This window comes from Sphingobacterium sp. UBA6317, assembly GCF_002440385.1.
Taxonomy (GTDB): Bacteria; Bacteroidota; Bacteroidia; order Sphingobacteriales; family Sphingobacteriaceae; genus Sphingobacterium; species Sphingobacterium multivorum.
On record NZ_DJTD01000015.1, the window covers coordinates 1 to 25,320 of the forward strand.

At 40.7% G+C, this 25,320-nt stretch carries 29 protein-coding genes and 1 pseudogene; 22 read left to right on the forward strand and 8 right to left on the reverse strand.

Going from position 1 to position 25,320, the window contains the following annotated elements; translation table 11 throughout:
• Positions 1 to 28: 28 nt before the first annotated feature.
• The 3 genes from B3E92_RS04070 to B3E92_RS04080 all read right to left on the reverse strand — a co-directional run bounded on the left by B3E92_RS04070 (position 29) and on the right by B3E92_RS04080 (position 2,220).
• Positions 29 to 709, reverse strand: a complete 681-nt coding sequence (locus B3E92_RS04070; RefSeq protein ID WP_286895483.1) for a hypothetical protein — start codon at positions 707 to 709, stop codon at positions 29 to 31.
• A gap of 35 nt (positions 710 to 744) precedes the next feature.
• Positions 745 to 1,752, reverse strand: a complete 1,008-nt coding sequence (locus tag B3E92_RS04075; RefSeq protein ID WP_286895484.1) for a helix-turn-helix domain-containing protein — start codon at positions 1,750 to 1,752, stop codon at positions 745 to 747.
• Positions 1,753 to 1,836: 84 nt separating this feature from the next.
• Positions 1,837 to 2,220, reverse strand: coding sequence for a hypothetical protein (locus B3E92_RS04080; RefSeq protein WP_286895485.1), 384 nt, complete (start codon positions 2,218 to 2,220; stop codon positions 1,837 to 1,839).
• Positions 2,221 to 2,398: 178 nt separating this feature from the next.
• Between B3E92_RS04080 and B3E92_RS04085 the strand changes: the two genes are divergently transcribed.
• The 7 genes and pseudogenes from B3E92_RS04085 to B3E92_RS04115 all read left to right on the forward strand — a co-directional run bounded on the left by B3E92_RS04085 (position 2,399) and on the right by B3E92_RS04115 (position 6,662).
• Positions 2,399 to 3,442, forward strand: coding sequence for a hypothetical protein (locus B3E92_RS04085; protein WP_286895487.1), 1,044 nt, complete (start codon positions 2,399 to 2,401; stop codon positions 3,440 to 3,442).
• A 99-nt stretch (positions 3,443 to 3,541) separates the two neighbouring features.
• Positions 3,542 to 3,925: a hypothetical protein gene (locus tag B3E92_RS04090; protein ID WP_286895488.1), complete on the forward strand. Its 384-nt coding sequence runs from the start codon at positions 3,542 to 3,544 to the stop codon at positions 3,923 to 3,925.
• 449 nt (positions 3,926 to 4,374) lie between these two features.
• Positions 4,375 to 5,019: a DUF6266 family protein gene (locus tag B3E92_RS04095; RefSeq protein WP_286895490.1), complete on the forward strand. Its 645-nt coding sequence runs from the start codon at positions 4,375 to 4,377 to the stop codon at positions 5,017 to 5,019.
• Between the two features lie 143 nt (positions 5,020 to 5,162).
• A pseudogene (locus B3E92_RS04100) lies at positions 5,163 to 5,645 on the forward strand (DUF6266 family protein); the annotation flags it as partial.
• A 14-nt stretch (positions 5,646 to 5,659) separates the two neighbouring features.
• On the forward strand, positions 5,660 to 6,103 hold the full coding sequence (locus B3E92_RS04105) for a DUF5675 family protein (protein WP_286895492.1): 444 nt from the start codon (positions 5,660 to 5,662) through the stop codon (positions 6,101 to 6,103).
• A 45-nt stretch (positions 6,104 to 6,148) separates the two neighbouring features.
• Entirely contained in the window at positions 6,149 to 6,505 is a 357-nt protein-coding gene (locus tag B3E92_RS04110; RefSeq protein WP_286895493.1) for a hypothetical protein, read from the forward strand.
• Positions 6,492 to 6,662: a hypothetical protein gene (locus tag B3E92_RS04115; RefSeq protein ID WP_286895494.1), complete on the forward strand. Its 171-nt coding sequence runs from the start codon at positions 6,492 to 6,494 to the stop codon at positions 6,660 to 6,662. The genes B3E92_RS04110 and B3E92_RS04115 overlap by 14 nt, the downstream gene beginning before the upstream one ends.
• 78 nt (positions 6,663 to 6,740) lie before the next feature.
• Here B3E92_RS04115 and B3E92_RS04120 read toward each other — a convergent pair whose 3' ends face one another.
• From B3E92_RS04120 to B3E92_RS04130, 3 genes are read right to left on the reverse strand one after another with little or no spacing between them, the layout of a single operon-like run.
• A complete protein-coding gene (locus tag B3E92_RS04120; RefSeq protein ID WP_286895496.1) occupies positions 6,741 to 7,676 on the reverse strand; it encodes a 1-phosphofructokinase family hexose kinase in 936 nt (311 codons plus the stop codon).
• Between the two features lie 22 nt (positions 7,677 to 7,698).
• The gene (locus B3E92_RS04125; RefSeq protein ID WP_286895498.1) at positions 7,699 to 8,265 is read right to left on the reverse strand and encodes a hypothetical protein; all 567 of its coding nucleotides are present in this window, start codon (positions 8,263 to 8,265) and stop codon (positions 7,699 to 7,701) included.
• Between the two features lie 56 nt (positions 8,266 to 8,321).
• On the reverse strand, positions 8,322 to 8,711 hold the full coding sequence (locus B3E92_RS04130) for a DUF1398 domain-containing protein (RefSeq protein WP_286895500.1): 390 nt from the start codon (positions 8,709 to 8,711) through the stop codon (positions 8,322 to 8,324).
• Positions 8,712 to 8,822: 111 nt separating this feature from the next.
• On the opposite strand from B3E92_RS04130, the gene B3E92_RS04135 reads away from it, so the two are divergent.
• Positions 8,823 to 9,398: a Crp/Fnr family transcriptional regulator gene (locus B3E92_RS04135; RefSeq protein WP_286895501.1), complete on the forward strand. Its 576-nt coding sequence runs from the start codon at positions 8,823 to 8,825 to the stop codon at positions 9,396 to 9,398.
• A gap of 105 nt (positions 9,399 to 9,503) precedes the next feature.
• Here the strand turns inward: B3E92_RS04135 and B3E92_RS04140 are convergent, their stop codons facing one another.
• Positions 9,504 to 10,409 carry a helix-turn-helix domain-containing protein gene (locus B3E92_RS04140; protein ID WP_286895503.1) on the reverse strand — a complete coding sequence of 302 codons (906 nt, stop codon included), beginning with the start codon at positions 10,407 to 10,409 and terminating at the stop codon, positions 9,504 to 9,506.
• 157 nt (positions 10,410 to 10,566) lie between these two features.
• Between B3E92_RS04140 and B3E92_RS04145 the strand changes: the two genes are divergently transcribed.
• From B3E92_RS04145 to B3E92_RS04170, 6 genes are all read left to right on the forward strand, one after another.
• Positions 10,567 to 11,388, forward strand: a complete 822-nt coding sequence (locus B3E92_RS04145; RefSeq protein ID WP_286770323.1) for an SDR family NAD(P)-dependent oxidoreductase — start codon at positions 10,567 to 10,569, stop codon at positions 11,386 to 11,388.
• A gap of 34 nt (positions 11,389 to 11,422) precedes the next feature.
• Complete coding sequence (locus B3E92_RS04150; RefSeq protein WP_286895505.1) at positions 11,423 to 12,622, forward strand: MFS transporter; 1,200 nt, start codon at positions 11,423 to 11,425, stop codon at positions 12,620 to 12,622.
• Positions 12,623 to 13,025: 403 nt separating this feature from the next.
• Positions 13,026 to 13,565: a carboxymuconolactone decarboxylase family protein gene (locus B3E92_RS04155; RefSeq protein ID WP_286895506.1), complete on the forward strand. Its 540-nt coding sequence runs from the start codon at positions 13,026 to 13,028 to the stop codon at positions 13,563 to 13,565.
• Between the two features lie 191 nt (positions 13,566 to 13,756).
• A complete protein-coding gene (locus B3E92_RS04160; RefSeq protein ID WP_286895508.1) occupies positions 13,757 to 14,608 on the forward strand; it encodes an SDR family NAD(P)-dependent oxidoreductase in 852 nt (283 codons plus the stop codon).
• Between the two features lie 130 nt (positions 14,609 to 14,738).
• The gene (locus tag B3E92_RS04165) at positions 14,739 to 15,572 is read left to right on the forward strand and encodes an alpha/beta fold hydrolase (RefSeq protein WP_286895510.1); all 834 of its coding nucleotides are present in this window, start codon (positions 14,739 to 14,741) and stop codon (positions 15,570 to 15,572) included.
• A 58-nt stretch (positions 15,573 to 15,630) separates the two neighbouring features.
• Complete coding sequence (locus B3E92_RS04170) at positions 15,631 to 16,521, forward strand: helix-turn-helix domain-containing protein (protein WP_286895512.1); 891 nt, start codon at positions 15,631 to 15,633, stop codon at positions 16,519 to 16,521.
• A 30-nt stretch (positions 16,522 to 16,551) separates the two neighbouring features.
• Here B3E92_RS04170 and B3E92_RS04175 read toward each other — a convergent pair whose 3' ends face one another.
• A complete protein-coding gene (locus tag B3E92_RS04175; protein ID WP_286895514.1) occupies positions 16,552 to 17,412 on the reverse strand; it encodes a helix-turn-helix domain-containing protein in 861 nt (286 codons plus the stop codon).
• Between the two features lie 84 nt (positions 17,413 to 17,496).
• Here B3E92_RS04175 and B3E92_RS04180 point away from each other — a divergent pair, with 84 nt between their 5' ends.
• The 8 genes from B3E92_RS04180 to B3E92_RS04215 all read left to right on the forward strand — a co-directional run bounded on the left by B3E92_RS04180 (position 17,497) and on the right by B3E92_RS04215 (position 25,053).
• A complete protein-coding gene (locus B3E92_RS04180; RefSeq protein WP_286895515.1) occupies positions 17,497 to 18,654 on the forward strand; it encodes an MFS transporter in 1,158 nt (385 codons plus the stop codon).
• Between the two features lie 319 nt (positions 18,655 to 18,973).
• A complete protein-coding gene (locus B3E92_RS04185; RefSeq protein ID WP_286895517.1) occupies positions 18,974 to 20,050 on the forward strand; it encodes an L-dopachrome tautomerase-related protein in 1,077 nt (358 codons plus the stop codon).
• Positions 20,051 to 20,112: 62 nt separating this feature from the next.
• Complete coding sequence (locus tag B3E92_RS04190; protein WP_286895518.1) at positions 20,113 to 21,048, forward strand: NADP-dependent oxidoreductase; 936 nt, start codon at positions 20,113 to 20,115, stop codon at positions 21,046 to 21,048.
• A gap of 24 nt (positions 21,049 to 21,072) precedes the next feature.
• Positions 21,073 to 22,203, forward strand: a complete 1,131-nt coding sequence (locus B3E92_RS04195; RefSeq protein ID WP_286895520.1) for an L-dopachrome tautomerase-related protein — start codon at positions 21,073 to 21,075, stop codon at positions 22,201 to 22,203.
• Positions 22,204 to 22,213: 10 nt separating this feature from the next.
• Positions 22,214 to 22,774 (forward strand): reactive chlorine resistance membrane protein RclC, encoded by a 561-nt coding sequence (gene rclC, locus B3E92_RS04200; RefSeq protein WP_286895521.1) that lies wholly within the window; start codon positions 22,214 to 22,216, stop codon positions 22,772 to 22,774.
• Position 22,775: 1 nt separating this feature from the next.
• Positions 22,776 to 23,189 carry a cupin domain-containing protein gene (locus B3E92_RS04205; RefSeq protein WP_286895522.1) on the forward strand — a complete coding sequence of 138 codons (414 nt, stop codon included), beginning with the start codon at positions 22,776 to 22,778 and terminating at the stop codon, positions 23,187 to 23,189.
• A gap of 44 nt (positions 23,190 to 23,233) precedes the next feature.
• Positions 23,234 to 24,034 (forward strand): acetolactate decarboxylase, encoded by an 801-nt coding sequence (locus tag B3E92_RS04210; RefSeq protein WP_286895523.1) that lies wholly within the window; start codon positions 23,234 to 23,236, stop codon positions 24,032 to 24,034.
• Between the two features lie 20 nt (positions 24,035 to 24,054).
• Complete coding sequence (locus B3E92_RS04215; protein ID WP_286895524.1) at positions 24,055 to 25,053, forward strand: YhdH/YhfP family quinone oxidoreductase; 999 nt, start codon at positions 24,055 to 24,057, stop codon at positions 25,051 to 25,053.
• Positions 25,054 to 25,320 lie beyond the last annotated feature (267 nt).

Consider the following 25,320-nt stretch of genomic DNA (forward strand, 5'->3'; position numbering starts at 1 on the left):
CTGCCTTTTTGAGACAGCCTCGCTACGGTTAAATTTTCAAAGGTATTGTGGTGGCTTCTTGGATAATCTCGTCAATGAATGCCAGATATTCGTTTTCGCTTTTAAAATTTGGCGAAATTTTCCGATCTAATCGATAAAGAATATGATCGTGTATAAAAGCTTCTTCAAAAACCGAACAGATAATTACATATTTATGTGTCAGGTCAATCTTCGAAAGAAGATGATTTACTTCAAGATAATCACCACCGCTACTTAAGATCAGTATCTCGGCTTTCGCAGCAGACAGTTCCAGCGTTTCCTCACGGATTTCTATTAAACGTGGGTGCTTAGTGAGGGTTGTCACAATATTCACTTTTGATAGATTGATCATCTGCCATGCCACATAGCTATAGCTCTTTTTAATGGGTAATGGCTGCCGTGGTGCCTCTACCTTTCTCGCATTGGACAAGAGATAATAAAGCATACCTTTAGTAGAATAAATGTTGCCATCAGCATTTGCTGCCTTGAGTACCGCTTCATCAAGCTGATAATTTTCAGGGAAATAGGAGGCGGCCATCTCGATACAAATACGTAGCGGGCCATATTTCCAGGCCCTATATTTTCCACAGACTTTTTTCGCAATAAGCGTGCTTTTGTCAGCTGGCTCAGCTACAAAAAATTGTCCTATCGCGCTGAAAAATTTTACGCTTTTTTGAATGATTTCTTTCATGTTTTTAGGTCACTAGGTTAATTTAACAATAAATTTTATAAATAGTCTTGGGTATACCGTTTAAAAAATTCCGTAGCGGTCATGCCCGTCTTCTTTTTAAAAAAGCGTGCAAAACTGCTCGGTGAGGCATAGCCCAGTTCATAGGCGATCGCATCGGTATGCATACCGTCTACAATATATTTCTTGGCGAGATCTAGCATGAATTCTATTTTCAGCTCTTGGGGACTCTGTCCATAATAAAGTTGGATAAGCTGATGCAGATAGTCCATACTGATCCCGAGCTGCCAGGCAATGTCGTCCAGTTTAAAATCCTGACCATGCTCGGCTGCAGCCTGCTTAATGGCTGCATGGGCTTCTTTGGATTTGATTTGGGATTCCGAAATCTTGTCATATTCTTCAAAGATCTTTTCCTTGGATAGCTGGATCAATTTCTTGATACCCCAGAGGATATTGACCTCACTGTCGAGGTCGCCTTTCTTGATGTTTGACGCTATAGCTTTCATCAATGAAATAGTCCTGTGGCCGGCACGGAAATCGATGCTGCACCATACATGGGGATCTTGTTGTCTATAGGCATGGATCAAGGAATGAAGAAATTGGAAGGGACGCTCGTTACCATCGCGAAAAATGCTGCCGCGGAAATAAAAGTTAACGAGGGTATACCTTCCGGCAGGAACATGGATTTCATAATCGCCTATGGTTAAGTAGAAGTAACGGCCGCGACTGCAAGAGATGCTGTAACTGATCCGCTTCTGGACATCCCTTATCTGAATAGCACGATCTTCTGTGAAGAGATAAAAGATATGGATATCCGAACGCGTCACTTGTACAGGAATGACAATATCGGCAGGCAGGTGCAGATCTAATATATTGATGTAGCCGAGCATACCATCAAACTGCTGCAGGCAGGCCTGCCCATGTTGGTTTTCGTAATGTTCATAGTCCGCATTGGACATGCTTATTCGCAGCTTGAGCGAATCAGTTCTTGGACTGAGCGGCTCGCCAAATACCTGTGCGATATCGATCTGTAGTGCTGTTTTCATAATGGTGTATAGGTCAATAAAATCCCCCCGGTCAGGATTTCGGTATGATCGGGGGAAATGGTTTTTGGATAACGTGGGGTTGGATTACTGCTTTGGATACCGATAGTGTATCCGAAAGAAGAGCGGACTCCAGGCTTGTTCGGGCTCTGGCTCCTCCCATAGCTCAAGCCCTAGGGTCGACAGTTCTTTGTAATCCGGATCTTCTTTTTCCTTTTCGTCCTTCTGAAACTGTACGGCAAATCCGCGCATCAGGTAATTGGAAATGGACTTGCCGAGCTGTTCCCGAACATCAATCGGCATACGATCGAGCTGTTGCGATTGATGCTCCAGTAAATTAAAATTTTGCTCCATCCAACCGGCAAAATTCACTGCCATAAGCTGCAGCTCAATGGTGCGCTCAGCTACGGGCAGAGCGAGAAGTGTGGCTACTTTACGTGCCACACCTGCATTGTCTAAATTTTCTTTCATACAATTGAAATTTTAGCAAATATTTACTTTACAGGTTATTAAAGCCAGTATTTAGAAATAACCTACCACATTTAGTAGGTTAATCTTCGTTGAGTACTTTCAATATTTCTTAAAACTTTAAATTTTTAGTATTTTGGATGTTCAGACATTAAACTTAAATATTTACGCTTGACGGAACATGAGAAAGAAATTCTTGAAGCTATGCTTGGGCAGCGTATGCTTTTCCATGCTATTTAATTTGATCAGTAATAACGGAATTAAATTCGAACGTTTTGGAACCGGTACATACTGGGTATTTACAGTACCTTTTGCTGTGGCAATTATTATTGCCACGATATTGGCCCGCTTCTCCTTAAAAATATCCTGGATAAAATGGCAAAAAAAATATCCTGAATTGGAATTGTTCAAGGAGGGACGTGTGCACATCAGGGAGCTACCCAATTGGGAGAAAGTATTGGCTATCCTGTTGACGGCAGTCGTACTGCAGCTTGCCTATCTCTGTATTGTCTATTGCATTGCTTATGTGCGCCGCGATTATGATCCGGATGTTTTATTTAAGAGCTATCTTAAGCATTATATGCCCTTTATCGCGATATGCTGCATGTGTTATATCGCTTATGTTTTTAAACAGGGCGAGCTTTGGTGGTTTACGCCTCAAAATGCGATTGTTGTGTTCAGGCGGCAGCTGCCCGAAAAAATAATCACCTTGGAAAAGGTCGTAGAAAAAGAAATTCCTATAGTGAACCTCAGTGTATTAGATGAAAAGATCCCTGTGGGGTCGCTGTATGACATCCTTTATAACCACGCCAAATTTGAACATGACTTTACAAAAAAGACGTCCATTCGCATGTTTGATGTACCGTTTTACTTTTCGACGAAAGGTGAGAAAGAAGTTATTTTGATGGACGGTACGAGACGTAGAGCGGAGCGCTTTATGCAGGAACTGGAAGTAATTGGATTGGATAAATGGTATTTCCGCATCAGCAGCACCTGCCGCGTCAATATGATGCTCATTCGTTATCCGGTACTTCCAAACGCAACGCAGCTCGAATTCCGTAAGGAAGTATTTGCTAACCTGCGTGATAAAATGACCGAACTGGAGATTCAAAATCTCTTGGCTGTATCGCAATGGATACGAAAGAGTAAAAGGCTTACAAAATTTTTGGATAACGTCAATAACCTGGAGCATGAGGGATGGGATAACCTTATTCGGCTCAATTGAATCATCCCAATTATAAACTGAGATAGACCGAGCGCAGTAGACAACAGGTCTGCTGCTGAGCTGGATTTCGGCGGTTAGTCGAGCTAACCTTACCCGTTTATGTTTTTTGTTAAAGGATCTCCTGAGCAGCAGGAGATCACGCCTCGTTTTGTGTCCAATGCGACAAATATTCACCTAAAAATCCACTATTCTTTTCAACTAAAACCAAGCATCGAAAATACAACGTTAGAAGCTAAGCTGGACCGTATCCTTGAACTGCTGCAGGAACAGCAGTATACGGAGCTCCACAAGCTGACAGGCACGATGACCATCCACGAAGTCGCTTATTTTTTGAGCAAAAGTGTGCGCACCATCGAGCGTCGTATTGCCAAAGGCCTACTCAAGGCCACCTATAAAGAGGGCAATGCGGATCTCTTCCTCAAAAAAGATGTGGTGCAGCTGTATGTGACCGAATATAAAAAATGGCCGCGGCAAATGCCTTAAATCCCTACACTGTTCGTACCTGCTTCGTATTGCCTTCGGAGATGAATCAAAAAGCAGCCGCTGTTGAACCACTGCTGAACAGTAATTCCCTGTTTGGAGACTGGTGAAGGTCTGTTCGGCATCTGTACAAGATCTATTGCTGATCCGAAGCTGGTACGGAGCTGGTCCGAAGCAAAGGCCTGAGACTGCTGCTCGAGTGCGTAGTTTTTGAAGTATAAGACGAGTGCTTACCTGGAATATGCCGGACTGCACTACTGATTTTGTGTCTGCTTTTGTCCGGTCTCCGACAGCCCGCCGACAAAAGCCGGGCTGCCGCCGACGAGTCTCCGCCAACCTGTTTTACGCTATTGACAAGGGGCTGTGTGATGTGGTATGTTTGTCGAAGTAAAGCGCTACATACCGGTATAAATGAAAGCTTTATGGATTTTAACTTTTAAATAAAGAACAACATGGCAACAATCAACAATGGTGTAATCGGAAGAGCAAGTGGTAAAGTGGGCGCAGTGATAGCTTCGTCCTGGAAATCTATCAACTACCTCAAAGGTTTACCCAAAAAGCGGACGAAAGGGATGTCCGAAGAACAGCTGATCCAACAGGACCGTTTTCTGAAAATCTCCAAATTTCTGATGCCGATCACGCCGATCCTGCAGGTGGGGTTTGGGCTGTCCAAAACCGATAAGATGACGCCCACAAACGTGGCGCTGCAGCTCAATATCGCACAGGCGGTAAGCGGTACTTATCCAAACTTTAGCTTGGATTATAGCAAGATCGAAATCAGTACGGGCTCTTACCTCAACGGCGGCGGCATGGAGGCTGCTGTGGATAATGGAATTCTTTCTATCTACTGGGATACCATCCTCAACAGCCTGTACAAGACCAAGGCCGATGATCAGGTCATTATCTTGGTCTATTCACCTGAAAAGGATGAATTTATGACAGCACCTACACCGCCGACCCGTGCTGCCGGTACGATAGACATCCAGATCCCGGCCCACCTGCTCGGTGGCAAGGGGCATGTCTGGATCTTCTTTACCGACCGCAAGGCCGAAAAGGTATCCAAAAGTACCTATTTGGGCGAATTTGACCTGGCTTAGCCGCTGATGGAGTAATTAAACGGGAGGAGCATGTGGCTCCTCCTGATTTTTGAACACAAAACGAAAAGACATGCTGGTGATTTCTGAGTTAAAAAAAGCAGGATAAAGATCCGACACGTAGGGAGGCTGCGCAGGAACGCTTTCGGCTGGCACGCCGGTTTTTAAATCCGCTGTACCCGCTCATCCGGAAAGGTTTTGCCCACAGCAAGTGCACGGTGCAGGCGGCTTTTGGCCGCGCCATGTCGCATACGCTTACGAATGTGATACAGGGCGAATATCCGGATTTTGAGGTGGTGCCCGCCCTAGCAAAAATCAGCAATGGCATGCTGTCTCCGCTCGCGGTGAATACCTGTGTACGTACGTCCAATACGATTCAGCTGAGCTGGGATGTAACCGAATCCAACATCAAAGATTATAACCAATGGGATGACCAGGTCATACTCTGTGCTTATGATATTATTGGCGAGCAGGCCGCGATCAATGAACAACAGGTGCTACGGAGGGATGTCCAGATGACGATCGAGCTTCCATCCATCTTGCATGATAGGCCGGTGCACCTGTACCTGTTCCTACATGATCGTGACGAAAACCTGTACTCCAGAAGTCAATACCTCGGTCTTTTCTAATTTAAATCTTGCGTATGAAATCAACGATAAAAGTACTTCGAACAAAACAGGGCAAGCATAGCACACTGTCCGAAATCTACGTGAACAATCAATTGGTCTGCTACGGTCTGGAGAATATTCCGCGTCCCGTGAAAATAAGGGGCGAAACCGCCATACCTGTCGGGCATTATCCGCTGGGTTTTAACCGCGACGGGGCAATGAATGGCCGTTACTACGACGCTTACCCGAAAATGCACCGCGGTATGCTAGAGATAGGTGCTATACCCAATTTTAGCTATGTCTACTTCCACAAAGGAAACAGCTACAAAGAGACCGCCGGCTGCATTCTGGTAGGCGCGCAATATGTGCTGGAAGATGGTGATTATCGCCTGCTGGCCTCGGGCGTCGCCTACAAAAAGTTCTATCCGCTAGTGGTCGAACTAATGCTGCAGGGACTGGTCGAAGTGCAAGTCGAGTGAGCAGAGGTTCCTGCTAAATAATTGATCATCCTTAAAAAAGTAAACATGAAAAAGATCTTCAATAAAGTAGGACAGGTGCTGCAGTTGCTGTTGGCGGCTCCTGTTAAGCTACCGGGTAAGGTAGGGAATGTATTAAAATACCTGGCTCTGGGGCTAGGCATCGTGGAAACGGTATTGGACGAGGCTAAGTCACAGCCGGGGGTAGACAATGTTAAGGCGCCGCAGGAAGGGAAAGACAATCTGGACGATGGCGAAAGGAATCAGTCGGCACTGGATGATACGATGTCGGCAGCTGTATCGCCTACCGATAAAGATGCTTCGGCGGGCGGCCAGGAGAATAGGTTCACTAAAAATGAAACCGAAGATACCGTAGAAAGGAGCGCGATGGATGAAACTGAATGATATGCGCGTCTCGGCCATCGGTGGTACCATCTGCTCCATCTGGGCCAGCATCTCGCTGGGCGATGTACTGCAAACTGCCTTGACAGCTGCACTAGGTACCTTGGTCAGTTTCGCAACGAGTAGACTGCTAGCCAAATTGGCTAAACGCAAAAAATGAGTTGAACAAAAAGGCGCACTGCATCGTGCGCCTTTTTGTAAGGAAACATCTTCATTTGTAAGGCAAAATCCTCAATTTTTACCTTTTTTTTATTTCCGAAAAGAGCCTATCGACATCTTTCTTAGCGAACAGGCCAGTTCCCTGCGCCATTGTGGTCGCCGAACCACATGCGATTCCCATTTGAAGGACATGCTCCAGATCGCCTTGTTGGGCTAAGACAGAAACCATGCCGGCGACCATACTGTCACCTGCTCCGACAGTACTGCGTACCTTTACCACTGGCGAAGGTAGCTGGATTTTTTCTGTTTTTGAATACAAAATAGCGCCCTGTGCACCTAGCGAGACCACGATTAGCGTTGCTTTCCCCTCCGAAATTAGCTGCTGGGCGGCTATATCCAGATCGGAATGCCCTAATTCCTCTTTTCCCACAAGAGCCGCGAGCTCGCCGGCATTCGGTTTGATTAAAAAGACACCTTCTTCCAAGGCAAGGCGAAGTGCATCGCCAGAGGTATCAATTAGTATTTTACTGCCCTTCGTTTTGTACGTGTTAATAAGTGACTGTATAAATTCGGGCGGTACACCAGCCGGCATACTACCGCTGATAACGACAAAATCCGGGATATCCGTGAGTTCATCAATCGAAGTCCTAATTTCCTCCAGCTCGTTGGATTCAACTTGTTCGCCTGGAAACCCAAATCGATATTGCTGATTCGTTGTGCTGTCAACCACGATAAAGTTTTCGCGGGTCTCGCCATTCACCCGTATAGGATCGATTGCAATATCTTCCAGCTTCAATAAGTTTTCGAGCAGACTGCCTGTCTTTCCCCCGGATGTAAACAAAGCAGTCGAAGCTAAACCAAGTCTTTTCAAGGCCCGAGATACGTTAATTCCTCCGCCACCAGGCTCATATACAGGTGCTTCACAACGTAATTTCTTTTCAGGAACGATATGTTTTACACTGGTACTCTTGTCTACGGATGGGTTTAGGGTTATTGTTAAAATAGATTTTGCCATTTGTTTATGTTATAAATGTGAATCATTCCTGTTGGTAGACGAGGGCTTTGCTCAGACAATGGTCTTCCCAGGGAATTGTTATAAGGCGGCTGTGCGTGTTTTGGGGAATAATACTTTTTGATGTCGGCAGGTAATAATGGTTTTTGTTACCACACCTCAGGGTATCGCGTAGGTCGGGGATCTTTTTGAGGCTGCGCTGCAAGGCCGTAAAAAATGCTTTTGCGGATTTGTCTGCTTGCTTCATGATCTGACGCAAGTGGATGATTTCTCTCGTCCGCTCCGTTTCATAGCCACCGCTTCCTGCAATGGTATATTCAGCTACAGGCGAATCATAGAAGACACCGGAATCTACGCTGGTTTCCTGATCTGAAAAAGGATAGGTGGACAGGTAAAAACCATGATAATCCGCTGATGAAAAGCTTTTCAAAAAAGCCGACTGATTTTCCTTGTTATATTTTATAAGATTGCGTTTTCCCGAATGGCGGTTTATGGTCTCAACATAGGCTTGCGCGTGATGTTTTTCCATCGTTTCCTCGCTATACTGAAAAAATAGCTCCGCTGGTATAGCAATCCAAAAGTATTGGCTCATTTTCTTTCCTGTATTTAATTTAACTTCGATGTGTATTTTCGCAATTGCGGATTGTGTTACTGCGGTATTTGTTCTGCCAGAATTTCGTTTCCAGCCTTATCGTAATATATACAGCTCATCTTGTCTAAGTCAACAGTCCATTTTTCGATACCACATGTTGCACACATCGCCATAAAAGTGGGGTAGTCTGTTTTGCCCTGTTGATGCTCTTTTAAACCTTTTTTAAACTGTTCTGCATCAACAGGTTCACCAATGGTCAAGGGATCATGACTAGGTGGAGAGCTGGCTTTGTAGTCATTAGGCCCATAATAATCGCTATGGCCATCCGCAACAAAAACATCGTAAGCGGCAACACCTAATTTTTTGATGTCCTGGATATAGGCAGGAAAGTCCGCGCCTGATTTTACGTTGCTATGAGCAGCTTTTATTTGTTCTATTGTAAACATGTTTTCTTGATTTACACGTGTTAAATCCTTTATTGGCCAACCGAGATGCGGAGGTTATCTTATTTTTTATTATCTTAATGGAACTAAAGATAATGAAACAGACGTAAAATAATGCTTGAACAGTTCAAAAAACACCTGGATAAATTTATAAAAATTTCCGATGATGAATTTGTTGATATAACCGGATATTTTGAGCGGCAGAGACTTAAGAAGAAAGAAAACGTACTGACCGAAGGGCAGATCTGCAAAGCAGGTTATTTTGTACTGGAAGGAATTCTACGAAAATTTTTTATCAATGAAAAGGGTGTGCAGCAGACGACTGAATTCGCGATTGAAAATTGGTGGATGACAGAGACCTTCTCTTATATCAATCAGACTGGCACAGAATTTTACATCCAGGCTGTACAGCCTACGGAAGTACTGGTCATTCGCCAGCATGCCTTCGATGATCTACTGGAAAAACACTCGGTCATGGAGAAGTATTTTCGCATGGTGTACCAGAAAGCGTATGCCGCAGCACAGATGCGTGTCAAGCTGCTTTACGAGCACTCCAGGGAGGAGCTATACCGTCAATTCCTCAAAAAACAGCCTGCATTTCTGCAGCGCGTATCTCAATATCTCGTGGCTTCCTACCTAGGCTTTACACCCGAGTATCTCAGCGAAATCCGCAAAAAGAATTTTTCTTAAACCCGTTTAGGTTTTTCCGGTTCTCCATTATCCAAATTTGTAGTATCAAATTAAAAATAAAAGACATGGAAAAACGAATCAACATCAGCACCCATAATTATGAAATCAGTTCTTGGTTTCCTTAAATTGGGCAGGTGTAACACCTACCAATTTTTTAAACAAACGGGTAAAATATGAAGGGCTTTCAAATCCCAGATCATAGGCAATGCCAGAAATGTTGCTGTCCGATCCTAGCAATAGATTTTTCGCCTCTTTGATTAGGTAAATATGGACATGTTCGAGAGCGGTTTTTCCGGTTTCCTGTTTAAGAAGGTCGCTCAGATACCTGCTTGATAAAAAAAGTTCTCCCGCAGGGTAATTTACGGTGGGCAAGCCTCCTTTAAGGTGTAGCTTCTTATCAAAATAGTTCTGTAACACTGTCTGAAACCTTTTTAGCGTGGTTCCCGAAACGTTATTACTTCGATTCACAAACTGTCTTTTATAAAAGCGGTCGGAATATTTTAGGATGGAATCAATATGTGACAGTATAATTTCGCGGCTGAATTCATCTGAATTTTCGTCATATTCGTTGCGTATTTTTTCATAGAGTTCCCACATGATAACCTCCTCAGCAGGAGATAGGTGGAGGGCTTCATTTATTTCATACTCAAAATAGCCATAGTTTTTGATCTGGTCATGCAGAATATGGCCGGCCAGATAATCCTCATGAAAAAATATAACAAAACCCTTTTCTGCAAACTGTACATTACTGACCTCAATAATCTGCCTTGGCTTCATAAAAACGGTAGATCCATTACTGTGGTCATATTTCGTTTTGCCATATAACACATAGCCCGATTTGATCTTTTTCAGAGCAACCATATAAAAGTCTCCGGTGAACCTGTCTTCTCCGACCGAATAGGTCATAAGTTCTTTACAGGTCATCAGGCTCAATAGTGGATGCCTTGGAGTTTCAAAGCCACTTTTTTCATGAAGTTCGGTTATGCTTTTATAATGATTGATCTTTTCCAATGTCTCTATTTTTAGGAATTTGCTTGTTGAAATGTTTCAAAATTACATTTTCGTAAATCTGTGCTATTCTTCCGCTGATATGGAGTAGAGCAGAGGCCGGTTCTAGATATAACTTTGTCTTATCAAAATAACAAATAATAATTTAAACAATAACAACATGGCAAAGACAATTTTTATAACAGGAGCAACTTCAGGATTTGGAAAACTTTGGACAGAAGCACTGTTGCAACGTGGGGACAACGTGGTGGCAACTTCCAGAAAAGCGAATGCTTTTACAGCATTATCAGAAAAGTATGGTGATCAATTTTTACCGTTACAGCTGGATATTACCGATAGAGAAGCTGTATTTGCTACCGTAAACAAAGCCAAGGAACATTTCGGTCAGCTTGATGTAGTGATCAACAATGCTGGGTATGGCGTTTTTGGTGCAGTGGAAGAAATCGGTGAAAAAGTAGCCCGGGATGTTTTTGATGCAAATCTGTTCGGAACGCTATGGGTGACACAGGCGGCACTGCCAATCCTCAGAGCACAGGGACATGGGCATATCATCCAGCTTTCAAGTGTACTGGGCGTATGGAGCCTTCCGACTTTAGGCATTTACAACGCCACAAAATTTGCGGTGGAAGGCCTCAGTGAGGCGCTGGCCAGCGAGGTAAAAGATTTTGGCATCCATGTAACGCTGATCGAACCAAATGGCTATAAAACAGAATTTGGAGGAAGCTCAGCAGTATTTGGCGATCAGTTGGATGTGTATAATCCGCTGAAAGAAAGCCTAACTAAAATTGAAGGACTTGGCCCTGATGATTACGGTACTCCGGAAGCTACTGTTCCTGCAATCTTAAAACTGATTGACAGTGAAAATCCACCGTTAAGATTATTCCTCGGTAAATTGGGTTATGTCAAAACAGAAAGGGTGTATGGTGAAAAACTTCAACAGTGGAAGGAATGGAAAGATGTTTCAGAAGCAGCGCACGGATAATCCCGTGCTTTTTTACACATAGTTAAACATCGTTATGAAAGCCCAAAAAATAGAATATTTACACATCAGCACCCTGCTCGCCTTTATCCTCATTCCGCTTGGAGGACTTACCACCGATATTTATATTCCCTCGCTGCCGGCGATGGCAGGTGATCTGGGCGTTTCAATGCAGCAGATACAGCTTTCTTTATTGCTTTTCATGATAAGCTCCGGACTCAGCCAACTTTTTATCGGTAGTATCCTGGATAGCTTTGGGAGATACAGGATCAACCTGTTTGCCCTTATTGTATTTTCAATCGCCAGTTTTATTATCGCACTGGTTCCCCATATCGGTGTGATCTATGGAATGCGGATAACACAGGGAATAACAGTATCGCTGATCATTGTTGGAAAGAGGGCATTCTTTGTGGATATGTACAGTGGTGAAAAGCTGAAGCACTACACGAGCTTGTTTTCGATTGTATGGGCAACGGCTCCTATTGTCGCACCATTTATTGGCGGATATCTACAAGTAACATTTGGCTGGCAGTCGAACTTTTATCTATTGGGCTTTTTGACAGCAGCTGTTCTGTTTTTCGAGTGGAGATATACCGGTGAATCGCTCCAGAAATTCCAGTCCTTTAACCGGAAGCAGATCCTAAATGTCTATTCAGGTATGCTTAAAACAGCGGATTTTAGTGTAGGGCTGCTTATTATCGGACTGAGCTATTCACTACTCGTTATTTACGGTATCAGCAGTCCGTTTATTATTGAAAAAGTGTATGGTTATTCACCTGTTGTGACAGGCTACAGTTCGCTGGGTTCAGGAATTGCGCTGATGCTGGGCGGAATCACCTCAAAGGCGTTGATAAACAAAAATCTCTTCTTAAAAATCAATACAGCCGTGATCCTACAATTGATTTTCGCAGGCCTGATGACCATTATATCATTTTGGGCGAATGGATTTTATCTACTGCTTATTTTTACGCTGCTTATCCATTTCCTCTCCGGTTTCATTTTCAATAATGTCTATGCATACTGTTTACAGCGTTTTAGCAAAAATGCAGGAGTGGCAAGCGGGCTGACCGGCGGCGGTATTTACGTCATTAGTTCCATTGCCGGTTATGGACTGATCAATTTATTTGAGATAAAAAGTGTTCAGAGCATTGCAATGGTTAATCTACTGATCGTGGTTTTGACTTTTCTTGGGATTTTTATTTTCAAGAGATCCGTTTTAACAAGGACTGAGCAGTAAAAATGCTGAAATGAACTATATAAAATGGCACAGACTTCTATTTGGACAGGCGAAACTCCCTTGAAGATTCGTCTGTTTTTGCATTAAATAATTTTGCAGTCGCTTTGCCCAAGCCAAAGGATGCCTTGTGAACATAACTGTCTTTTTCATTTTGAATTATTTTAAATTCTGACCACAAAATTCTAAGAATACAGGGTCGGAAATTTTCAGATTTTACGAAAATTACGCATGCATTGCTACGATTGTCTCATCTTTCGTAAATCTGTGCTATACTTCAGCTCAAACGGGTTACTTACACGGGCATTATCAGCGGTAACTTTGTTATATCAAAAATGAGATAATAAATAAGTGCTTCCAGCAAACAATGGGAAGATTCAAGTAAACAATAATAAATAATAAGAATATGAAAACTATTACAGTTCCAAACAAAGAACAATTGAGCGAAGAAGCTCAGGTCATTTTAACATCGGTAGAGAAAAAAATGGGCAAGATCCCGAACCTTTATGCTACTATCGGTTATTCTTCATCAGCTTTAAAAGCGATGCTGGAAACAGAAGCAACCTTGGCGCATCATTCTTCTTACACCGCAAAAGAAAGAGAAGCGATCAATCTGGTGGTGTCCCAGGTAAATGATTGTGATTATTGTCTTGCTGCACATACCATGCTGGCTAAATTAAATGGTTTTAGTGAGGAGGACACTTTAGCAATCAGAAAGGGAAGTGTTGAGGATGTTAAATTGGATGCCATTATAAAACTTGCCCAGTCGATCGCAAAAAATAAAGGCAATGCCGGATATGCAGCACTGGAAAACTTTTATGGAGCTGGTTTGGATGAGAAGGCGCTCGTAGAACTTACAGCCTTGGTCGCCATTAGAAGCTTTACTAATTATGTTTTTGCAAACACCCAAATCCCGATTGATTTTCCGGTAGCAAAAAGTTTATAATAAGTGTTTTAATTGAAGTGTTGGTAAGAGCTTCTTTTAGAAATGGAAGGAGCTCTTTTTTAAAAAAAAATCCACCACATTTACAATTATTAAAAATAAGTAGGACGAATTAGGCAGCTAAAGGTATACCGTAATTATGTGCTATACTTCAGCTGAAATGCGCCATTTTACGTCTACAGAACAGGATAATTTTGAGAAAACAAAAAAGAAAAATAACAATGAGCAAAATAGTTTTTATAACAGGAGCTTCCAAAGGATTTGGAAAATTATGGGCTGAAGCCTTACTTAAAAGAGGAGATAAAGTAGCGGCAACAGCAAGAAACGTTTCTGCGTTGCAGGATTTGAAAGATAAGTACGGTGACAGCATTCTTCCTTTGAAACTGGATGTTAACAACCGTACAGAAGTTTTTGAAGTGACAGAGAAAGTACGAAAACACTTTGGAAGAATTGATGTTTTAATTAATAATGCAGGTTTTGGACTTTTCGGAACAACAGAGGAAACAACAGAGCAACAGGCAAGAGAACAGATGGAGACCAACTTTTTCGGCTCGCTTTGGGTGGCGCAGGCTGTTTTACCAGTGATGAGAGAGCAAAAAATCGGACATATAATTCAGATTTCTAGCTTTTTGGGATTAACAACGTTACCGCTTTTAGGATTGTACAACGCTTCAAAATTTGCAGTGGAAGGTTTAATTGAAACGATCGGTTCAGAAACAGCACATTTGGGAATCAAAACAACTTTAATTGAACCCAATGGATTCGCAACGGACTGGGCTGGAGCTTCTGCTGTTCAGACTTCTTCGGATATTGCAGATTATAATCCGGTGCGTGCGGCGTTTGCAGAAAGCGGTGATAATCCTGATACCTGGGGAAAACCGGAAGCTACTGTGGAGCCAGTTTTGAATCTTATCGACAATCAAAGTCCTCCACAAAGATTATTGTTTGGTAAAATTGCTTATCAAGTTGTGAATGAAGTTTACACGAAGAGATTAAATGATATTCAAGAATGGAAAGAGGTGAGTATCGAGGCTCACGGTCATTAATAAAAATTTCAAATCAGTGGAATAATAACATCGTTTTTTTTGTGCTAATGTTCCACTGTTTTGGTAAATTATTTCCAACCAAATATTTCCAAGTTTGAATTAATACATATCATGCAAAATCTTAATACTTATGAAAACAACAGCCTTAAATGCAGAAACAAAATTCGCAGAAATCAACAACAATAAAATTGCTTACAGACAATTCGGAACCGGTGCTCCCTTGTTCTTTGTGAACAGATTCAGAGGGATTATGGACACTTGGGACCCATTGTTTTTAGATTCTTTGGCAGAAAAAAATACCGTCATTCTTTTTGATTATCCGGGAATCGGAAGCTCAGAAGGAGAGTTGCCTTTGGATGTTTTAGAAGTAGCAGGTACTGTTCCGGCTTTGGCAGACCATTTGGGAATCGATAAGTTTAATGTCTTGGGTTGGTCTTACGGCGGATTGGTGGCGCAGGCTGCTACTTTTCAGAATAAGGAAAGAGTATTAAAGACCGTTTTAATCGGAACCAATCCTCCGGGAGAAAATGCAATCCCGATAGAACAGGTATTTTTTGACCACGCCTTAAAACCGATTAACGATCTGGAAGATGAATATTATCTGTTTTTTGAGCCGGATTCCGAAAAAAGCAGACATGCAGCCCAAGAATCTCACGACAGAATCGGGCAGAGATTGGAGCGATCATTGATTCCTTCTACAATGGAGGTTTTCCAGAGATATATTGCGGGTTCAGGAACAATGAAAGCAGATAAACCGAACTTCAGAGCAGCTTACAAAACTCTTAAATCTCCGGTTCTGGTTATTTCCGGCGACCACGACATCAGTTTTGCGACCGAGAACTGGTTTCCGCTATTGAAAAATGCACCTACAATGCAGCATATTATTTTGAATGATGCGGGACATGCTCCCCAACATCAATATCCGCAGCTTACAGCAGGATACATCAATTTATTCTTAACATAAAATCAGACAATCTTTCAGAATGAAATGATTGTCGTACATTCGATTAAAATAAATTATAATGAAACATTATAAAACCCTCACAGAACTGCACACGGGAAATGGCTGGGATGCCCCGGAACATCCGCTGTTCAGTATGATCGGCTGTCAGGCAGCCTGTCCGCTGGGAAACAGGGAGTTCACAACGGACTGTTATATCATTGCATTTAAAAAAATAAATTCAGGAATGTTTATGTATGGGCGTACCCAGTATGACCACGATAACGGCTGTCTTTTCTTTGCAAAACCAAGGCAAATCATCGAAATGAAAGACCTTGAGTTTGAAGAAAAAGGCTATATGCTTATGATTCACGAAGATTATCTCAACGGTCACGAGCTCTTTAAAAGTATTAACAGTTATGGCTTCTTTGATTATGATGTAACCGAGGCTCTGCAACTTTCTCCAAAAGAAGAGCAGATTATTTTAGAACTTCACTCAAAAATTCAGGGAGAATATTTTAATAATCCCGATGAATACAGCCGCGAGATTATATTGAGTCATATTTCTTCGATACTTAAGTATGCTCAGCGTTTTTATAAAAGACAGTTCATAGACAGAGAGCAGGTTAATGGTAAAACAGCATCTAAATTCAATGAGATCCTCAAAAAATACATTGATGAAGGTGGTCTGGAAAAAAACGGCTTGCCAAGCGTTACCTATATTGCCGACCTGCTGTTTATTTCGCCACGTTATCTGAGTGACGTACTGAAACAGGAAACAGGGAAAACTGCATTGGAACTTATCCATATATTTCTGATTTCAGAGGCTAAAAATCTGTTGAGATTGGGAGAGAAAGGAGTTGCGGAAATAGCCTATCACTTAGGATTCGAGAATGCTTCTTATTTTACAAAATTATTTAAGAAACAGACGGGTTTGAGACCTTTGGAATTCAGGAAATCACAGCTGAATTAATCTTAATGCTAATTTACAAATGCACACATTTTAAAGGTGTGCATTATTTTTGTTTTTTAGTGATAACCTGTATTTCGAAGGATTTTGATTTTCAAATCTAAAGAAAAACTTATTGAAATGGCTTGCGTCAGCAAAACCAAATTCCAGTGCTACCTGAGAAAGCGTCAAGTCACTGTGTGCAATTCTACTTTTGATCATTTTGATTTTTAGTTCACTGATGTATTGATTGATGGGCATCTCCATCTTATTTTTAAAAAATTGCCTTAATCCAGAATCTGATAAACTAAAATGTACAGCAATCGTTTTAATCAGTAACTTATCAGGCTCATGGATATATTGATGAATGTAATTTTGGATGCGTTCTATCTTGGATATAGCTGAAGTATCTGCTACTATATCAGTACTTATTTTTAAATGCTGATCCATTATTAGAAGTAAGCTTCGAAGCAGATGGGTATGGACCTCTGTAATTTTCTCGCTGTAATTTTTCCATTCCATAACCATTATGTCGATAATATTTCTTAGAGTGTTGTAAAGCAGCAAATCCTCTGATGCTTTGTTTGAATAATTCCATTCCATCGCAAAAAATATCAATAGGTTATCCCAATAGTCGGTCATACTGACATTGGTCCCATTTTTCAGGACGGCCGGCAGAAATTTAAGAACGCTGAATTGTATCTCTTCAATAATTTCGAAATCATGAACATCCTCCGGGGCAAGAAAGAAGATTGTATTTTTTTTGAAATTGTTTCTTTTCCCATTCAAAATATGGATACCGGATCCCTCGCTGATGAGCATCAATTCATAATGATTATGGCTATGCAGCGGAAAAGGCCACTCCCGGGTTTTAAAATGTCTGATGAAAAGCGGATCAAACTGAATAAGTTTCATTGTGATGATTTGTACAAATTTAATGTCGTAATGTACAATATTTTATTTTTTATCAATCATAAGTTTGCATGATATTACTTTACAATGTCTAAAAATAAATTTACAATTCCTGTAATGGCATTCTCGGCTGGCGCCATTGTAGCTAACGTTTATTACAGTCAGCCTCTTCTGAATGAGATATCTCATTCGTTGAACAGTCATGAAAATGCTGTTGGAAAAATATCGGTATTAGCTCAGGTCGGTTACGGATTAGGGATGTTTTTCCTGCTGCCTTTGGGGGATAAAGTCAATCGCAAACGTCTGATTTTATTTCTTTCTTTATTGCTAGCAGCAGTACTCGTAGCCATATCTTTTACTACAAGTCTTCCTACGTTATTGATTTTGTGCTTCCTGACGGGTGTCCTTTCAACTCCAGCACAGATCATCCTGCCGATGGCTGCGGCGCTCAATAAGGAACAGCGCGGTAAAAATGTCGGCATTGTCTTTAGTGGCATTCTTTGCGGTATCTTAAGTTCCCGCGTTATTGCAGGATGGCTGGCAGATCTTTATGGCTGGCAAAGTGTGTTTTTGTTTTCAGCCGGATTGATCGTTATCAGCTTGTATCTAATGTTTAAGTTCCTGCCTGAAATTCCTCCCAAATTTAAAGGTAATTATCTTAATTTATTGTCATCAACACTAAAGCTGATTAAAAAATTTAGAACTTTGAGACAGGCCGCCTTACTTGGTGCTTTTACTTTTGGTATATTTTGTTCATTCTGGACGACATTAACCTTTCATCTTAGTGGGGAACCATTTAATTACTCAGTGTCAACGATTGGTATGTTCGGCCTAATAGCAATAGGAGGTGCACTTGTCGCACCCTATTTTGGCAAGAGGGCAGATAAGGGAAATGTATTTAATAATCTTTATTTTACTGTCGGACTGATATTTTTAAGTCTATTGGCTCTATTATTATTTCCATTTTCCATATGGGTTTTACTGTTTTCCGTTTTCTTCTTAGATATTGGTGTCCAGGCAACACAGATCACAAATTTCACTAGAATATATGCTTTGGACGAGGAATCGCATAGTCGTCTCAATACAATCTATATGACTACCTACTTCATCGGTGCAGGAATAGGAACGTATTTCGGACTGTTGAGCTGGAGTATTGGTGGTTGGACAGTTGCCATCATTCAGATGCTTGCCTGGTCTGTTATCGCATTTGGAATTATTACAATATCAAGAGCTCATAAGCTTTAAATAAAAAGCGGATGTTTAATCAAATCAATACTGACTCTATTGTATAACCCACCGAGGTCACAAATACATCCTAACTGCCATTTAAGCTAAGCGAAAAGCAAATCCAAAATGATAATTAGCAGAAGAGCTTTGACATCATTACTCGAAAGATGTTGTAATTGATCTCCAGGTTTCTTTTTTGATTTATTTTAATGAAGTAGAACACAAAAACTATTTTTTGTATTTCTGTACTATTCTTTCGGATAAATGAGCTATTTCCCCAGCAGCTGCCGAGCTAACTTTGTCTTATCAAAATCAATAAGAGACAATGATAGGCAATATGAAAAAGAAAGCAATTATACTGAGTTTATTTTTAACCCTTGCAATCTCTGCTAAATCACAACTTCAGAAAGTAGCTATTTCCCATACTGTTTGGAACGGGGTTACAACAAGTTCGGATGGGAGAATATTTGTTAATTTCCCAAGAATTGAAGGTGATGAAGGAATGAGGATCGGAGAGATTCTTAAAAATGGAAAAATCAACCCGTACCCAAATGAGGAGTGGAACAATTGGAAATTAGGTTCAGACGCAAATGAGAAGTTCGTAAGAACCAATTCCCTGAGGGTAGGATCGGATGGTTTGCTCTGGATAGTGGACACAGGAACGCCTTCAATGGGGCAAGATCCATTATCGGGAAACGCCTTGAAACTGGTTTCTATCAATACTAAAACCAATACAGTTCAGCAGATTATTCCGCTTTCCGGAATTGCAAAACCTTCGACTTTTATTGATGATTTAAGAATTTCGGGAAATACGATTTATCTAACAGATGCGGGCGAACCGGCTTTAATTATTTTGGATAAAACAACAGGAAAAGGCAGAAGAGTTTTGGAAAATCAACCTTCAACTACCGATAGTTTACCGATAAAAGCAGAAGGAAAAATTATGAAAGATGAAAAAGGAAATGATGTGAGAATCCACGCAGACCAACTGGAAATTTCTCCCGATGGAAAATGGCTGTATTTTCAACCTGCAAGCGGACCTCTTTGGAGAGTGGAAACTCAATATCTGAATGATGAAAATCTCTCCGAAAAAGATTTGGCATCCAAAGTAAAATTATTCTATAAAACTCCATCCACAGGAGGAACAGCTATCGATGCGAAAGGAAATATCTACGTAAGTGATGTCAATAAAAGTGAAATCATAAAAATATCACCGAACGGAAAAGAAAGCCTGGTCATTAAAGATAAAAGACTGCTTTGGGCAGATGCTTTATGGATTGATGACGACGGATATCTATGGATTCCGACAGGTCAGTTGAACCGTTTGGCGGCATTTCAGAACGGAAAAAGTAAAGTGAAATTTCCGGTGGTGATTTATAAGCTGAAAATCAATGCGAAACCATTAAGAAATTAAATTCAGTTCAAGATTTAAATTAAAGTAATTCAAATAAATAACATTAAAAAAATATCAATATTATGAAAGCAATTGTATTAAAAGAAGCAGGAAATGTAGAAAATTTAGAATATGTAGAATTAGTAGTACCAACGATTAGCGAAGGCGAAGTATTAGTAAAAGTCAAAGCGATCAGCATCAATCCGGTAGATGTAAAAAGCCGTGCGGGAAAAGGAGTTTACGGAAGAATTAAAACAGAAAATCCGTTGATTTTGGGATGGGATATTTCCGGAATTGTTGAAGAAACTAAAAGTTCAGATTTTAAAGTGGGCGATGAGGTTTTTGGAATGGTCAACTTTCCTGGACACGGAAAAGCATATGCAGAATATGTTGTGGCTCCAGCCAATCAATTGGCTTTAAAACCGAAAAATATTTCTTTTGAAGAGGCTGCAGCTTCCACTTTGGTTGCGCTTACAGCGTATCAAGCTTTGGTTCACAATGCAAATATTCAGCAAGGTCAAAATGTTTTAGTTCACGCCGCTTCAGGTGGTGTTGGTCATATCGCGGTACAGATTGCCAAACAGTTGGGAGCGAAAGTGACTGGAACTTCATCTGCAAAAAATAAGAATTTTGTCCTGAGTTTAGGCGCAGATTCACATATTGATTATCACGGTTTCGACTGGAAATCGGCGGGCAGAACTTTTGATTTTGTTTTGGATACGATTGGCGGAGACAATATTGACCATTCTCTCGAGGTAACAAAAGAAGGCGGTTCCATTATCAGTATTCCGACAGGTCTGAACGAGCAAGTAACTTCAAAAGCAGAATCTAAAGGTGTGAAAGGTTATTTTATTCTCGTACAATCCAGCGGTGAGGATATGAAACAGATTGCTTCTTTATTGGAAAGTGGTGCTGTTAAACCTCACGTTTCAAAAATATTTCCTTTCGAACAAATGAGAGAAGCGCATTTGGAACAGGAAACGGGCAGAACAGTTGGTAAAATTGTAATTACGCTATAATATCTAACCCTCAAAATCAGTAAAATGTACTTAAAAAATATAGCAGTATCGGCAGTGGCATTGGTTTCATTGGCAGCTTGCAACCAATCTCTGAATCGAAGCCATTCAAAATCTGAGAATGAAATTTCAAAAGAAAAAAATGCACAGTTAGAAGAGGTTTTTTCAGACAGCACGTATCAGCTAACGGGTGTTGCCGTTGCAAAAGATAACAGGGTTTTTGTGAATTATCCCTATTGGCTGGACACGCATTCCTATTCAGTAGTTGAGGTGAAAGACGGAAGACCAGTTCCTTATCCTGATGCGGAATGGAACAGTTTCAAAAAAGGCGAAGACGGACAAAATAAATTCGTAACTGTACAGTCTGTGGTTAGCGATGACAAAGGATTTCTTTGGGTAGTAGATGCTGCCGGAATCGGACTTGGAAAAGTGTATCAACATAGTAGTAAGGTGGTAAAAATCAATTTAGCCAACAATAAAATTGAGAAAATCTACAGATTTCCTGAAAATGTGGTAAGCGAAGATGTTTACATCAATGATATCCGCGTGGATAATGAAAATGGTTTTGCGTATTTAACCAATTCAAATACAGGCGGAATCGTGGTTTTGAATATTAATACAGGAGACTCAAGATTGGTTTTAGCCAATTCTCCATCCGTGAAATCTGACCCGAGCTATCATTTTTCGCCTCTGGGAACAGAACTTAAAAAAGGTGACGGTTCTTTGCTGAAAGTGAATTCTGACGGTATAGCGCTCACTCCGGATAATCAATATCTATACTACAAACCGCTTACAGATAACCGTTTGTACAGAATTAAAACCGATTTGTTGAGAGATTTTAAGACAAATGAAACTGTTTTAAACAAAAGTGTAGAAGATTTGGGGAAATTCATCACCACAGACGGGATGATTTTCGATAAAAAAGGAAACCTGTATTTGGGAGATTTAGAGAAAAATTCAATTGTAAAAATTACACCGGATCTGAAAATGCAGACGATTGTAAAAGACAATGAAAAGCTGATCTGGCCCGACAGCTACAGTATTTCTGACGATGGATATTTATACATTTCCAATTCTCAGATTCAGCTGATGCCTTGGTTTAACAATGGAGCGACGCAATTTAAAAAGCCTTTTAAAGTCTTTAAAATTAAGATTTAAAATTAATGAAATGAAAAACATCATTCAAATAATCGCTGACAGCCAAAAGTATTTTATCAACTTTTTAAGGATCTCGATTTTTGTGGTAATGGCCTGGATTGGAGCTTTGAAAGCTTTCCAATACGAAGCTGACGGTATTGTTCCTTTTGTGGCAAACAGTCCGGTGATGAACTTTCTTTACAATCATCCAGGTGAATACAATTTACATAAAAATAAAGAAGGTGAAGTTGTCCCTGACAATATTAAATGGAATACTGAAAACGGAACTTACACTTTTGCTTACGGATTGGGAACAGCAATTGTTGCCATCGGTTTACTGACACTGCTGGGAATCTGGTTTCCAAAAATAGGTATGCTGGGCGGTTTACTCACTTTCGGGATGTCTCTGGTTACACTTTCCTTTCTGGTTACTACTCCTGAAGCCTATGTGCCTGATTTGGGAGGTTCCGAACACGGATTTCCCTATCTGTCGGGAGCAGGAAGGTTGGTCATAAAAGATATTATTATGCTTGCGGGAGGATTGATAATTGCATCAGATTCAGCAAGAACAATTTTAATTAAAAATCAATAAAATGAAAACTATATTATTTTACTTAAGCTTATTTTTTGCAGTATCAGTTTCTGCACAAAATGTTCAGACATTTACCTTAAAAAAATTACCAACAAAACCTGTTAACGAACTTCTTACGAGAGGAATGATTTCCGGTGAACAGGGAACGATCGGATATTTTACGTATAAAAAAGGAGCGGTGGTTCCGACCCATCAGCATTCCAACGAACAGTATTCTCTGATTACCAAAGGGAGTGTAAAAGTGAAAATTCTGGACAAAGAATATATCGTAAAAGCCGGAGACGGAATCATCATTCCACCGAACGTTCCTCACAGTTTTACAGCGCTGGAGGACGATACGATTGACATCGATTTTTTCAGCCCGGCCAGAAAAGACTGGATTGAGGGAAAGGATAATTATTTTGAGAAGAAATAGGTTTTTATCAAACATTTTTTTAGATAACATCACTCCCAATTATTATGAAAAAAACAATCTTTAATTTGTCTCTTTTGGCTTTGTTCTTTTCCTTTTCGGGTAATGCGCAACAGCATCCTGATAAAATCAGGAAAAAATCTAAGGATGATAGAATCTGGCATTATTCTATGATTGATGCAATGCGCAAAGGAATTTACGAAGGCACTCATACGGTGAAAGAATTAAAAGCACACGGAGATTTCGGGCTGGGAACATTTAATCATCTCAACGGAGAACTTGTTGCCCTGGATGGAATTATTTACAGGATTCCACCCTCCGGAAAAGTGGAAGTAGCAGCAGAAAATCTTAAATCTCCATTTACTTCACTCACATTTTTTAATGCAGCTGATGTGAAAACCTTATCTTTTACAGGAAGTTTTGAGGAATTACAAGATAAAGTTCAGGAAATGTTATCCACTCAAAATCTACCTTATGCGATCAAAATTGAAGGAACTTGGGCAGAGATCACTGTGGGAGGCGCAGATCCTGTTTCTCCGGAAGATACGACTGAGCTTGCAACATTAATGAAAGTGAGGCCTCAGTACAAGGCAAAAAATATGAAAGGAACAATGGTGGGTTATTTTACGCCATCATTATTAAGTAACGTTGATCTTTCACCATTTCATTTTCATTTTATTTCGGATGATAGAAAATTTGCGGGGCATCTGATGTCGGGAAATCTTGTAAACGCAGAAATTAAAATTTATTTTAATGAAAAAAGCGGTTATGATATCGAATTACTACGTGAAAACAGTCGCTTCCGTCAGTTGAAGTTTCAAGGTAAAGAATCTTCTGCTATTTACTAACTTTATACAAAATAATTATTATGGCAAAAACATATCAGGCGTTAGAAACTGCAGAACAGGAAGATGGCACGTACAGCTCAACAATTGTAGAAAAGCAAATTGAGGATATTCCTGATGGGAAGGTATTGATAAGAGTGGAATATAGTTCTCTAAATTACAAAGATGCATTATCTGCCAAAGGAAATAAAGGGGTAACCAGAAACTATCCGCACACTCCGGGAATTGATGCCGCGGGAACGGTTGAAGTCTCCTCTTCACCACTCTGGAAAAGTGGAGATCAGGTGTTGGTAACAGGTTTTGATCTGGGAATGAATACCAACGGAGGGTTCGGGCAGTACATTGTTGTTCCTGAAAGCTGGATTATTAAACTACCGGAAGGTCTTACAGCTAAAGAAGCGATGATTTATGGTACTGCTGGTTTTACTGCAGGTCTTTCTGTTCAGGCATTACTCCGCAACGGAATCACGCCTGAAAAAGGAACTGTTGCAGTTAGTGGATCTACCGGAGGAGTCGGTTCGGTGGCAGTTGCTATTTTAGCAAAATTAGGATTTCAGGTGGCGGCAATCAGCTCAAAAGAAGAAGCGATTCCTTTTTTGAAATCATTGGGAGTATCTGAAATTATTTCAAGACAGGATTTTGAAGATAAAAGCGGTAAAGCATTGCTTAAACCTCATTTTTCGGCGGCTATCGATACAGTGGGAGGAAATGTTTTGGCAACTTTAATCAAAAGTCTCCATTATGAAGGAGTGGTGACAACCTGCGGAATGGTAGGCGGCGGAGAACTTAATACAACCGTTTTTCCATTTATTCTTAAAGGCATTCAGCTAATCGGAATTGACAGTGTGGAAATTCCCTTGGAAAAGAGACTTTCAGTTTGGGAGCATTTGGCAACTGATTGGAAACCTAAGCAGCTAGATGATTTGATAAAAGAAATAAGTCTTGAAGAACTGCCCGAATATATTGATAGAATACACAGCGGGAAAATGCAGGGGAGAGCGGTGGTTAGCCTTAAGCGCTAAGATCCGCAACAAGCAAAAAAAATGGTTATTCTGATTGAGTTTGGACTTTCAAAAGACCAAGTGGCTCAGTTAAAATAATTGGAGCCATTTGGTCGTTTGTGATGTTTAAGTGTTTAAACTGCAGAATAATATTGAAGATTTAGTTTCTGTTTTTTCTTTTCCTCTTTTTCTTCATTTGATTGGAGGTTTCGCTTATATTGACCACCTGATTTCGGAATAAAGTGACCACCTGTTCCGGCGGAAAATGGTTCTTCGTCAATTTTGGTG